8 protein-coding genes and 1 pseudogene are annotated in these 11,616 nt (G+C 69.6%); 4 read left to right on the top strand and 5 right to left on the bottom strand.

What is annotated here, in order from left to right; genetic code table 11:
* A pseudogene (locus tag ACFQ7F_RS42765) lies at window positions 1-101 on the bottom strand (electron transfer flavoprotein subunit beta); the annotation flags it as partial.
* A gap of 108 nt (window positions 102-209) precedes the next feature.
* Between ACFQ7F_RS42765 and ACFQ7F_RS42760 the strand changes: the two are divergent.
* Both ACFQ7F_RS42760 and ACFQ7F_RS42755 read left to right on the top strand, forming a co-directional pair.
* The gene (locus tag ACFQ7F_RS42760) at window positions 210-917 is read left to right on the top strand and encodes a TetR family transcriptional regulator (protein ID WP_383284009.1); all 708 of its coding nucleotides are present in this window, start codon (window positions 210-212) and stop codon (window positions 915-917) included.
* Window positions 918-1,054: 137 nt separating this feature from the next.
* The gene (locus ACFQ7F_RS42755; RefSeq protein ID WP_383284006.1) at window positions 1,055-1,435 is read left to right on the top strand and encodes a Zn-ribbon domain-containing OB-fold protein; all 381 of its coding nucleotides are present in this window, start codon (window positions 1,055-1,057) and stop codon (window positions 1,433-1,435) included.
* 33 nt (window positions 1,436-1,468) lie between these two features.
* Here the strand turns inward: ACFQ7F_RS42755 and ACFQ7F_RS42750 are convergent, their stop codons facing one another.
* From ACFQ7F_RS42750 to ACFQ7F_RS42740, 3 genes are all read right to left on the bottom strand, one after another.
* Window positions 1,469-3,004 (bottom strand): AMP-binding protein, encoded by a 1,536-nt coding sequence (locus tag ACFQ7F_RS42750; protein WP_383284002.1) that lies wholly within the window; start codon window positions 3,002-3,004, stop codon window positions 1,469-1,471.
* Between the two features lie 81 nt (window positions 3,005-3,085).
* Window positions 3,086-4,534 carry a SufS family cysteine desulfurase gene (locus ACFQ7F_RS42745; protein WP_383283999.1) on the bottom strand — a complete coding sequence of 483 codons (1,449 nt, stop codon included), beginning with the start codon at window positions 4,532-4,534 and terminating at the stop codon, window positions 3,086-3,088.
* Window positions 4,521-5,909: a family 2B encapsulin nanocompartment shell protein gene (locus tag ACFQ7F_RS42740; RefSeq protein WP_383283994.1), complete on the bottom strand. Its 1,389-nt coding sequence runs from the start codon at window positions 5,907-5,909 to the stop codon at window positions 4,521-4,523. Before ACFQ7F_RS42740 ends, ACFQ7F_RS42745 begins: the two co-directional genes overlap by 14 nt.
* 362 nt (window positions 5,910-6,271) lie before the next feature.
* Here ACFQ7F_RS42740 and ACFQ7F_RS42735 point away from each other — a divergent pair, with 362 nt between their 5' ends.
* Window positions 6,272-7,129, top strand: a complete 858-nt coding sequence (locus ACFQ7F_RS42735; RefSeq protein ID WP_383283990.1) for a GNAT family N-acetyltransferase — start codon at window positions 6,272-6,274, stop codon at window positions 7,127-7,129.
* A gap of 53 nt (window positions 7,130-7,182) precedes the next feature.
* Here the strand turns inward: ACFQ7F_RS42735 and ACFQ7F_RS42730 are convergent, their stop codons facing one another.
* Window positions 7,183-9,504 (bottom strand): glycoside hydrolase family 3 N-terminal domain-containing protein, encoded by a 2,322-nt coding sequence (locus ACFQ7F_RS42730; RefSeq protein ID WP_383283986.1) that lies wholly within the window; start codon window positions 9,502-9,504, stop codon window positions 7,183-7,185.
* Window positions 9,505-9,685: 181 nt separating this feature from the next.
* Here ACFQ7F_RS42730 and ACFQ7F_RS42725 point away from each other — a divergent pair, with 181 nt between their 5' ends.
* A complete protein-coding gene (locus tag ACFQ7F_RS42725; RefSeq protein ID WP_383283982.1) occupies window positions 9,686-11,572 on the top strand; it encodes an ABC transporter ATP-binding protein in 1,887 nt (628 codons plus the stop codon).
* The last annotated feature ends 44 nt before the right edge of the window (window positions 11,573-11,616 follow it).

Below are 11,616 nucleotides of genomic sequence, written 5' to 3'. Positions count from 1 at the left end.
CCATCGACGTCATCCCGGTCGACGGTCAGGTCATCGGCGAAGTGCCGGTCGCCGGTGGCGTCGGGCACGTACTTCACGGTGACAACGATCCTCAAACTCACGCCGGCTCTCCTACCTGATGTTGTTCGTCATGACGACGGTATGGCACTCAGTACCCCCTGTAAAGGTACGTAGTGCCAGATAGGCCTTCACGGTGCTACGTTCCCCGCATGACTGAGGCGCGCGGACCAGCGAAGAAGGCCCCCATGCGGGAGGTGCTCGCCACGGCGGCGTTCCAGTTGTTCCTGGAGCGGGGCTTCGAGCAGACCACGGTGGACGACATCGTGGCGCGGGCCGGAGTCGGGCGGCGCTCCTTCTTCCGGTACTTCCCGTCCAAAGAGGATGCGGTCTTCCCCGACCACGAGAGCTGCCTGGCCGACATGACGGCGTTTCTCGACGCGGCCGACGGTCACGATCCGGTGGACGCCGTGTGCGACGCGGCCCGGATCGTGCTGCGCATGTACGCCACGAACCCGGAGTTCTCCGTCCAGCGTTACCGCCTCACGCAGGAGGTGCCCGGCCTGCGCACGTACGAACTCTCCGTGGTGCGCCGCTACGAACGCACCATGGCCGGCTACCTCCGCCGCCGCTACGCCGAGGACGAGGACGGCTCCCTGCGCGCCGAGGTGATCGCCGCCGCCGTGGTCGCGGCGCACAACAACGCCCTGCGCTCCTGGCTGCGTTCGGGCGGCGACGGCGACGCCGAGACCGCGGTGGACCACGCGCTCGAACTCGTGCGGAACGGGTGGGGGAGCGCCGCCACCGGCGAGAACGCTGCCGCTGACGTCGACGACGATGTCGTCGTCATGGTGGTCTCCAAGCGCGCGCCCATGTGGCGCGTGGTGCAGCGCGTCGAGTCGGCCCTCGGTCAGGACTGAATCAGGGCAGGACTGAGCAAGGCCAGGACTGAGTTAGTTGCACTCAGTACCTTTACCTTCTGGCACTCAGTGCCATATGGTGCGGATGCGTCGACGCCGAGCGCGGCGCATCCGAGCCGAATGCAGGGGGTCGAGACGTGTCCCAGCAGGAATTGAGCGTCGCGCCGACAGAGCACGAGCGAACCGGCCTGATCTACCACCGCTGCCGATGGTGCGGCACCGCGTCCTTCCGGCGCATGCTGTGTCCGGTGTGCGCGTCCAGCGATCTGGTGGCCGAACAGAGCGACGGCGAGGGCGTCGTCGTACAGTCCAGCGTGGTCAACCGCTACACAGGGACCGCACGCAACGAGTCCCTCGTCCGTTTCCCCGAAGGGTTCGTGTTCCGCTGCCGTGTCGTGGGTGCCTCGCCGCATCTCGTGTGGGTCGGCGCGCGCGTGCGGCCCGTGGCCGGGTCCGGTCCGGAGACCGGGGAGGCCGTCTTCGAGCTCTGCGAGACACACACGAGCGCCGACTGGTAGTGCTTCCGGGTAGTGCTTCGGATCAGTTGACGCTCAGTTGACGCCCCGCTCGCGCCTCTCCCAGTAGGGGTCGCGCAGCTTGTACTTCTGGAGTTTTCCGGTGGCCGTGCGGGCCAGTTCGTCGCGGAACTCCACCGAGGTCGGCGCCTTGAAGCCGGCGAGGTGCTCCTTGCAGTGCCGGATGAGCTCCTCTTCCGTGGCGCGGGCGCCGGAGGCGAGGACGACAAGGGCCTTGATGGTCTCGCCCCACTTCTCGTCCGGCACCCCGATGACCGCGACCTCGGCGACCGCGGCATGGCTGAACAGCACGTCCTCCACCTCGATCGAGGACACGTTCTCACCGCCGGTGATGATGACGTCCTTCTTGCGGTCACTGATCGTCAGATGGCCGTCGGCGCCGATCGAACCGCCGTCGCCCGTGTGGAACCAGCCGCCTTCCAGAGCCTGGGCGCTCTCCTGAGGCTGCTCCCAGTACCCCTCCAGGATCACGTTCGAGCGGGCGAGGACCTCACCCTCGTCCGACGTGCGCAGCGTGACGCCCAGGGCGGGGGCGCCGGCCTGGACCAGCTTCTCCGCGCGCTGCTGCGAGCTGAGGTCGTCCCACTCGGCGCGGGTGCGGTTGATGGTGAGCAGGGGAGAGGTCTCGGTGAGCCCGTAGATCTGGATGAACTCCCAGCCCAGCTCCGTCTCGACCTGCTCGACCGTCTTGGTGGGCGGCGGAGCTCCCGCGACGATGATGCGCACCCGGTCCCGGCCCGGGATCTCCCCGTCCCACGACCGCGCGGCGGCAAGCACCGCGTTGACCACCGCGGGCGCCGCGCACATGACCGTGACCCCGTGCTCGGCCACGCGGCGCAGGATCTCCGCGCCGTCCACCTTGCGCAGCACGATGTGGCGCGCACCCATGCCGGACATCGCGAACGGCATGCCCCAGCCGTTCGCGTGGAACATCGGCAGGGTGTGCAGATAGACGTCCCGGTCCGTGACCCCGGCGTGCAGCGCGAACGTCAGGGCGTTCACCCAGATGTTGCGGTGCGTGATCTGTACGCCCTTGGGGCGCGCGGTCGTTCCACTGGTGAAGTTGATGGTCGCGGTGGCGTTCTCGTCGTGCTGCCAGGGCTCGGGCTCGGTGTCGAACCGGTACAACTCCGAGTCGGCCTCTGCCCCGAGCGTGTAGCGGTGCTTGCAGACCACCCCCGAGAGGCGGTCCTCCAACTCGGGGTCGACCAGCAGGACGCTCGCGCCCGACTGGCCGACGATGTAGCTCACCTCTTCGGCCGAGAGGCGGAAGTTGACGGGCACGAGGACCCGGCCGTGGCCGCTCACGCCGAAGAACGACGTCAACAGCCGTGCGCTGTTGGGCGAGACCACCGCAACCCGTGCGCCGTGCGGCACCCCGAGCGCGTCGAGCCCGGCGGCCTGGGCCCGGGCCAGCTCACCCACGCGCCGGTAGGTGAGCTCCCGCCAGGGCTCGGCCGGCTGATCGGGCTCGTCGACGATGCCGACCCGGTCCCCGTATACGGTCGTGGCGCGGTCCAGAAAATCAAGGGCCCCGAACGGGACGAACATCCTGGCCTCCCGAAGCTCAGTCGATGTACGTCGCCTATCCGACCATGCCTCACGGGAAACCGGGCCCCCGGCGCCGTCCCCTTACCTGACCTCCTCCGGCGCTTCCTGAAGCCGCCGCAAAGACGTCACCAGCTGATCCACCTCCTCGGACGTGTTGTAGAGCGCGAGTGACGCGCGGGCTGCCGACTCCAGGCCGTAGTGGGCGAGCGCGGGCTGGGCGCAGTGGTGGCCCGCGCGGATGGCGATGCCGTCGCGGTCGAGCCAGTCCGCGATGCCGGCCGGGTCCTGGCCCGCGAGCGTGAACGTGAGGACCGCGATCCGCTCGGGCGCCGAGCCGAGGACCTCCAGGCCCGGCACCGTGGAAAGTGCCTGCTGCGCGTACGTCATGAGCGCGCTCTCGTACGCGGCCACGGCCTCCCGGTCGAAGGACGTGAACCAGTTCAGCGCGGCAAGGAGGCCCACCACGCCCGAGATGTGGCCCGTGCCGGCTTCCAGGAGGTGCGGGACCGGCGCGAACGTGGTCCGTGAGAAGTCGACCGACTCGATCATGTTGCCGCCGCCCTGCCACGGCCGCATGGACCGCAGGATCTCCGGCTTCGCGTAGAGCGCGCCGATGCCCGTCGGGGCGAAGAGCTTGTGCCCCGAGAAGGCGTAGAAGTCGGCGTCCAGGTCCTGCACGTCGACCGGGAAGTGCGCGACGGCCTGCGCCCCGTCCACCAGGACCTTGGCGCCGTAGCGGTGGGCGAGTGCGGTCATCTCCTTCACGGGTGGGACGGTGCCGAGCACGTTCGACGCGTGGCTCACGGCGACGAGCTGCGTGCGGGACGAGAGGAGATCGGCGTAGGCGTCCTGGTCGATCGCTCCCTCGGGAGTGAGGGGGATCGGGACGACCCTGGCGCGGGTCTCCTTCGCGATCAGCTGCCAGGGGACGATGTCGGAGTGGTGTTCGAGGACGGCCACCAGAATGTCGTCCCCGGGACCGAGGTTGGCCCGCCCCCAGCTCTGGGCGACCAGGTTGATGGCCTCGGTCGTGCCGCGTACGAAGACGATGTCGTCCGGCGACCCGGCCCCCAGGAACTCCGCGACCGCGGACCGCCCCGCCTCGTACATCTGCGTCGCCTCGCGCGCCATGGTGTGCGCGCCCCGGTGGATGTTGGAGTTCGCGGCGCCGTAGTAGGCGCCGAGCGCCTCGATGACCTGGCGCGGCTTCTGCGTGGTGGCGCCGTTGTCGAGCCAGACGAGGGGATGGCCGTTGACGGTGCGGTGCAGGATCGGGATGTCCCGGCGGGCCGACTCGGGGGAGAACCCGGGTGGTTGGAGCTGCGGGAGCGCGCCCGCGCCGGGGGCGGCGGCCGGGGGAGCCGAGTCTGCGGGGGCTGAATCTGCGGAGGCCGGGTCTGCGGAGGCCGAGTTGGCGGGGACCGTCGGCAGCACCGCCGTCGAGCCCGGCACTGCCGTCACACCCGCACCGGAGAGGCCCGGCACACCTGGAACGCCAAGACCTCGCGCCGTGACGTCAGGAATAGTCATGGTAGTTCGACACCTCGACGTTCTGCAGGACGGCGATGGCGTCCTCGACCAGGACCGCCGTGTTGAAGTACGCCGTCATCAGGTACGACGTGATGCCCTTCTGGTCGACCCCCATGTTCCGCATGGACAGGCCCGGTTCGACCTCGTCCGCGACGCCCGCGGGACGAAGGCCCACCACTCCCTGCTCGGCCTCGCCCGTCCGCATCAGCAGGATCTCGGTGGTGCCCGTCCCGGCGCCCATGCCGCCCGAGAACGGCACCTTGTCCGACGGGAGCAGCGGGACGCCGCGCCACGTCAGAAGCGGGCTGCCGAAGCGGTTGTCGATCACCGGGGGTACGCCCCGCCGGGTACATTCGCGGCCGAAGGCGGCGATCGCCCTGGGGTGGGCCAGGAAGAAGCCGGGCTGCTTCCAGACCCGGGTCAGGAGCTCGTCCAGATCGTCGGGGGTGGGCGCACCGGTGCGTGCCTGGACCCGCTGACCGGCGGAGACGTTGTGGAACAGGCCGTGCTCCGGGTGGTTGAGGAGCGAGGACTCCTGCCGTTCCCGCAGCGCCGCGATGGTGAGGTTGGACTGTGCGCGGGTCTGGTCGATGGGCCCGTTGTAGAGGTCGGCGACCCGTGTGTGCACGCGGAGCACCGTCTGCGCGAGCGTCATGTGGTACTCACGCGGCGCGTCCTCGTAGTCGACGAACGTCCCCGGCAGGTCCGGCTCCCCGACATGCCCCGCGCTCAGGTCCACCGGCACCTCGGCGCCGGGCGTCATGGCTTGTCCTGCGCAGTACGCGGTGATCGCACCGCCCAATACCTCGTCCCGGTCGGCGAGCCCCGCAAGTGCGCTGCGGTCCGCGCAGAGCGCCACCCCCGGGGTGAGCGCCTTGACGCGGTACGGCATCGCGTCGGTCCGTGTCCACGCGCCGAGGTCGAAGAACTGCCCGTCGCCGATGACTTCGAGCAGCGCGTCCTCGCCGTACCGCCCGGTCACCCGCTTCTCGGCCCTGCCCCGCACGACCACCCACAGCCGGTCGGCGGGGTCGCCCTCCTGGGCGAGGACCTGTCCGGCCTCGAAGGTGACCTCGGTGAAGGCGCCGGCCAGCTCCGCGAGCAGCGCGTCGTCGGCGTCACGGAGGTAGGAGACCTCGCGTAAGTCGCCCGGCACGATGTGCTGACAGCCGCTCTCCTCGTACGTGGTGATCCGGTCGTCCCCGAGCACGAACGTCCGGCGGCGGTTCACCCGGTAGGTGCCCGACTCGACGTCCACCCAGGGCAGGGCGCGCAGCAGATAGCGCGGGGTGATGCCGCGCATCTGCGGAGTGGTCTTGGTGGTCGTGGCCAGTTGCCGTGCGGCATCCGGGCCGAGTGCGAGCCGGTCGTTCACTGGAACCTCCTGGAAGAACGGTCTTTCCTGGCTGCCGTGATGGCGTTCGGCGCCGATCGTCTTCTCGTTGTTCCATGGCCGCAAGTGATGTTTTTTCAGGGCTGATCGGGAAAGGGCCGGAAATAGCCTGACAGCCATCCTCCGACCCCGCAGCCCACGCTCCCAGGCCTCTGCCGGGAAGTCCCTGAACGCCGGATATCCGGCTCAAATCATCTCAATACCGGAGCCGAGCACCCCTGAAAGCAGCGCTTATGACTCGGGTAGCGGGACCGGGAGTCGGGAAGGATGGTTCCGGTGCGGCCGGTGATCGTGGACGCATCGGGGCGGGGGACGGTCCCCTCCGGCGTACGAAGGGTGTGGCGATGACGGATTCGGTCCCTGGGCGGCTCACCATCTCGCGGGCGACGCTCGACGACTGGCAGGTCGTCAGCGGATGGGCGGTGGACGAGGGATGGAACCCCGGCCTGCGGGACGGCCCCTGCTTCTTCGCGCAGGACCCCGACGGATTCTTCATCGGCCGTATCGAGGGGCAGCCGGTCTCCGCGATCTCGGTCGTGAACTACGACGAGGTGTACGCCTTCCTCGGCTTCTACCTCGTCCGCCCCGACCTGCGCGGCCACGGCCACGGCCTCGCCACCTGGCGGACGGCCATCGCCCACGCGGGGACCCGCACCGTCGGACTCGACGGCGTGGTCGCCCAGCAGGCCAACTACCGCCGCTCGGGCTTCGAGCTGGCCCACCGCACCGTCCGCTACATGGGCGCCGTACCCGGAGGCGCCCCACGATCCGCACAGATCCTGCCGGTCGAGGCCGCGGGTCTGCGGGCGATCACCGCGTACGACGCCGCGTGCCATCCGGCCGACCGCCCGCGCTTCCTGGAATCCTGGCTCACCGCCCCCGGACACCGCGCGCTGGCCCGCATCGTCGACGGCCGCATCACCGGATACGGCGTGCTCCGCCCGGCCCATGGCGCCCTGCGCATCGGGCCCTTGTTCGCCGATACGCGCGCCGACGCCGACGAGCTCTTCGACGCGCTGACGGCCGAGGCGGACGGCGCGCCCGTCCTCATCGATGTGCCCGAGACCCAGCCGCACGCCGTGGCCCTGGCCGAGGCGCGCGGCATGAAGCCGACGTTCGAGACCGCCCGTATGTACACGGGACCGGTGCGGGAGCAGGCCGAGGGACGGGTCTTCGGCGTGACCACGCTCGAACTCGGCTGACACGCAAGGGCCGGGCCCCTCGGAGCCCGGCCATCCCCCCCCACACACAGCTTCTACGTGATCGTCAGCCTCTTCTTCGCCTTGGCCTCGGAGCTGTTGCCGACGTAGACGTCCACGGCTCCCTCCTCGACACGGAACTCGCCGCTCTCCGCGTTGGTCCAGAACCCGAAGTCATCGGCACCGAGCTGGAAGCGGACCGTCCTCGACTTGCCCGGCTCCAGCGTCACCCGACGGAACCCGCGCAGCTTGCGCACCGGCTGCGTGATGCTCGCCGCGATGTCGTGGATGTACAGCTGGACGACCTCGTCGCCCGCGCGGTCACCCGTGTTGCGGACGGTGACCGAGACCTCAAGGGTGTCGCCCTTGCGCAGCGCCCCCGCCGACACACGGTCGCGGCTGAGCTTCGGCTCACCGATCTCGAAGTCCGTGTACGAGAGCCCGTGGCCGAAGGCGAACTGCGGGTCCGGGGGCAGGTCGAGGTACTTGGACGTGTACTTGTTGTCCGCGTTGTAGGGGCGGCCCGTCGACTCGTGGTTGTAGTGGCAGGGGATCTGGCCGACCGTGCGCGGGAACGAGACGGGCAGCTTGCCGCCCGGATTGACCTTGCCGAACAGCACGTCGGCGATCGCGTTGCCCGCCTCGAGTCCCGGATGCCAGGCCTCAAGAACGGCGGGCGCCGACTTCAGCCAGTCGCCGACGGTCAGCGGGCGCCCGTTGACCAGGACCACCACGAACGGCTTGCCCGTCGAGGCGATCGCCTCGATCAGCTTCTCCTGCCCGCCCGGCAGACTGATGTCGCTGCGCGCCGCCGCCTCACCGCTCATCGCCGGGGGTTCACCGACGACCACGACGGTGACATCGGCGCCCTTGGCCGCGGCGACCGCCGCCGGGATGCCGCCGGTGTCCGTGCCCTCGGGGTCGACGCCCTTCGCGTACGTCACCTTCGCCCGCGGAGCCGCGGCCTTCACCGCGGCGAGGACCTTGCCCGAAGGAAAGTTCTTGGTCGCACCGGGGAACGTCCACGTGCCGAGGAGGTCGTCGGAGTCGCCGAACGGGCCGACGACCGCGATCGACCCGGCCGACTTCTTGAGCGGAAGCGCCTTGCCGTCGTTCTTCAGGAGCACCATCGAGCGGGCGGCGGTCTCGCGGGCGGCCTTGCGGGCGTCGGCGGACGGCTTGGTGATGGCGGCGTCCTCGTCGGCGTACGGATTCTCGAAGAGCCCAAGGGCGTGCTTCAGGCGCAGGATCCGCGTGACCGCCTCATCAAGGCGCTTCTCGCTGATCCTGCCGCTGCTCAGCAGCTTCTTGCCGTACTTGGCGAGGTCCGTGCTCGCCATCTCCATGTCGACGCCGGCGTTCAGCGCGAGGCGGGCCGCGTCGACGCCGTCCTCCGCGAAGCCGTGCGCGACGAGTTCGTCGACGCCGTTCCAGTCGCTGACGACGAAGCCGTCGAAGCCCCACTCCTTGTACAGGATGTCGGTGAGGGTGTGGGAGTTTCCGTGTGCGGGGACGCCGCTGATGGTGTTGAAGGAGGCCATCACCGTGGCCACGCCCGCGTCCAACGCGGCCTTGAACGGCGGCAGATAGTGGTTGCGAAGGCGCGACTCCGACACGTCGACCGTGTTGTAGTCCCGGCCGCCCTCGGCCCCGCCGTACGCGACGAAGTGCTTGGCGCAGGCGGCGATGCGGTCCTTGGCGTCGAGGCCCGAACCCTTCTCGCCCTTGCCGTTCTTCTCGCCCTGGTAACCCTCCACCTTGGCCACGGCGAACGCCGTCGTGAGGTACGGGTCCTCGCCGCAGCCCTCGGCGATCCGGCCCCAGCGCGGCTCGTGCGTGACATCCATCATCGGCGAGAACGTCCAGTGCACGCCGTTCGAGCGGGACTCCCTGGCCGACACCTCGGCGTCCCGCCTCGTGACCTCCGGGTCGAAGCTCGACGCCTGGGCGAGGGGGATCGGGAACGTCGTCCACAGGCCATGGATGACATCGAGTCCGAACAGCAGCGGAATGCCGAGCCGGGACTCCTCCACCGCGATGCGCTGCAGCTCGTTGCTGCTCTTGGCGCCGAAGATGTTCAGGACCGAACCGAGCCGCCCGGCGCGCGCCGCGTCCTCGACATCCTTCGTCTCGCTGCCGCCGGGCCCCGTGCTGACGGCCCACGGAAGCAGCTGCAGCTGCCCCAGCTTCTCTTCGACAGTCATACGGTCGAGCAGCTTCTTGATCTTCGGGTCAAGGGGGCTCGGGCGCTGCGGTGCGGCCTGGGCGATCCCGGTGCCCGCGGTGGCGACCCCGGTGCCCGCGACGGTGAACCCGCCCCCTGCGACAGCGGTGCCGCCGATCGCGGACAGCAGAGTACGCCTTCGTAGCTCTCGCATGTGTTCGCCTTCTCGCATCAGGAAGTCGACAACCTCTGTGATGGCCACAAGAGTTGAAGCGAAAGTACGTTCCTGTTACATGCGGGTCAAGGGATGCGGCAGGGACGCGCGGGGGTCACGTTTTCGGCGCCTCACAGCAAAAGCTTGACCTCAAGGAAACTTGAGGTTCTACCTTCTTCTCATGAGCATGGAAACGACAGCCTGGATGCAGCTGCACAGCGTCATGAACGCTCAGCAGGACAACCGCCCCTTCGCCCGCGCCACCTTGCGCCGCATCGGCACCTTCGCCCGCCCGCACAAACGCCGCATCGTCTACTTCGTCATCCTCAGCATCGTCACCGCGCTGCTCGCGGTGGCGACTCCCGTCCTGGCGGGCCGGGTCGTGGACACGATCGTCTCGGACGGCGAGTCCTCACTCGTCATCCGGTACGCCCTGCTCATCGCCGCCATCGCCGTCGCCGAGGCAGGCTTCGGCCTGGTCGGCCGCTGGCTGTCGGCGAACCTGGGGGAGGGGCTGATCCTCGACCTGCGCACGTCCGTCTTCGACCACGTGCAGCGCATGCCGGTCGCCTTCTTCACCCGCACCCGCACCGGCGCGCTTGTCAGCCGCCTCAACAATGACGTGATCGGCGCCCAGCGCGCGTTCAGCAACACGCTCTCCGGCGTCGTCAGCAACGTGGTCACGCTGCTCCTGACCCTGGCCGTGATGCTGACACTCTCCTGGCAGATCACGCTCCTGGCACTCGTCCTCCTTCCCGTCTTCATCGTGCCCGCGCGCCGCATGGGCTCCCGGATGGCGAAACTCCAGCGGGAGGCCGCGCATCACAACGCGGCGATGGGCACGCGCATGACCGAGCGCTTCTCCGCGCCGGGCGCCACGCTCATCAAGCTCTTCGGGCGTCCGGGAGCCGAGTCGGAGGAGTTCGCCGCGCGGGCCCACCGGGTGCGCGACATCGGCGTACGCACCGCCATGGCGCAGTCCGCGTTCATCACCGCCCTCACGATGGTGTCGGCCCTCGCGCTGGCCCTCGTATACGGCCTCGGCGGCTACTTCGCGCTCGACGGCACCCTGGAAGCGGGCGCGATCGTGTCCCTGGCCCTGCTCCTGACCCGCCTCTACGCGCCGCTGACCTCCCTGGCAGGAGCGCGGGTCGAGGTCATGAGCGCGCTCGTCAGCTTCGAGCGGGTCTTCGAGGTCCTCGACCTGAAGCCGCTGATCGACGAGAAGCCCGACGCACGTGAAGTCCCCGCGGGCCCGGTGGCGGTGGAGTTCGACGACGTCCGCTTCGGCTACCCGTCCGCCGACAAGGTCTCCCTCGCCTCCCTCGAAGAGGTCGCGTCCCTCGACACCCGAGGCGGCGAAGAAGTCCTGCACGGCCTCTCCTTCCGTGCCGAGCCCGGCCAGACCGTGGCGCTCGTCGGCTCGTCAGGAGCGGGCAAGTCGACGATCGCGCAACTGCTTCCGCGCCTCTACGACACGGACGGCGGGGCAGTCCGCATCGGCGGAGTCGACGTCCGCGACCTCTCGGCGGCATCCATGCGACAGACCCTCGGCATGGTCACCCAGGACGGCCACCTCTTCCACGAGTCGGTCCGCGCCAACCTGCTGCTCGCCCGCCCCGAGGCCATCGAGGACGACCTGTGGGACGCCCTGCGCAGGGCCCGCCTCGAAGACCTCGTACGCTCCCTGCCGGACGGCCTCGACACGGTGGTCGGCGAGCGCGGCTACCGCCTCTCCGGCGGCGAGCGCCAGCGGATGACCATCGCCCGGCTGCTGCTCGCCCAACAGCGGGTGGTCATCCTCGACGAGGCCACGGCGCACCTCGACAACACCTCGGAGGCGGCAGTGCAGGAGGCCCTTGCGGAGGCGCTCGAGGGCCGCACCGCGATCGTCATCGCGCACCGGCTCTCGACGGTCCGGTCCGCCGATCAGATCCTCGTCGTCGAGGCGGGGCGGATCGTGGAGCGCGGGACGCACGAGGAACTGCTCGCGGTGGGCGGCCGGTACGCGGAGCTGTACCGCACGCAGTTCGCGGACAAGGGCAAGACGGTGCAGGTGGCGGCGTAGGGTCGTAGGGCTCGCAGAACGCGCCGGGCCGGCTGGAGGACTCC

The sequence above is a fragment of the Streptomyces sp. NPDC056486 genome (genome assembly GCF_042795295.1).
Classification (GTDB): Bacteria; Actinomycetota; Actinomycetes; order Streptomycetales; family Streptomycetaceae; genus Streptomyces.
This window is presented reverse-complemented; position numbering and strand designations above follow the sequence as displayed.

What these genes read in the sequence shown, in the direction of transcription:
- ACFQ7F_RS42760 (WP_383284009.1), top strand. Translation starts at nt 210, where the DNA reads ATGACTGAGGCGCGCGGACCAGCGAAGAAGGCCCCCATGCGGGAGGTG.
- ACFQ7F_RS42750 (WP_383284002.1), bottom strand. Translation starts at nt 3,004, where the DNA reads ATGTTCGTCCCGTTCGGGGCCCTTGATTTTCTGGACCGCGCCACGACC.
- ACFQ7F_RS42745 (WP_383283999.1), bottom strand. Translation starts at nt 4,534, where the DNA reads ATGACTATTCCTGACGTCACGGCGCGAGGTCTTGGCGTTCCAGGTGTG.
- ACFQ7F_RS42735 (WP_383283990.1), top strand. Translation starts at nt 6,272, where the DNA reads ATGACGGATTCGGTCCCTGGGCGGCTCACCATCTCGCGGGCGACGCTC.
- ACFQ7F_RS42730 (WP_383283986.1), bottom strand. Translation starts at nt 9,504, where the DNA reads ATGCGAGAGCTACGAAGGCGTACTCTGCTGTCCGCGATCGGCGGCACC.
- ACFQ7F_RS42725 (WP_383283982.1), top strand. Translation starts at nt 9,686, where the DNA reads ATGAGCATGGAAACGACAGCCTGGATGCAGCTGCACAGCGTCATGAAC.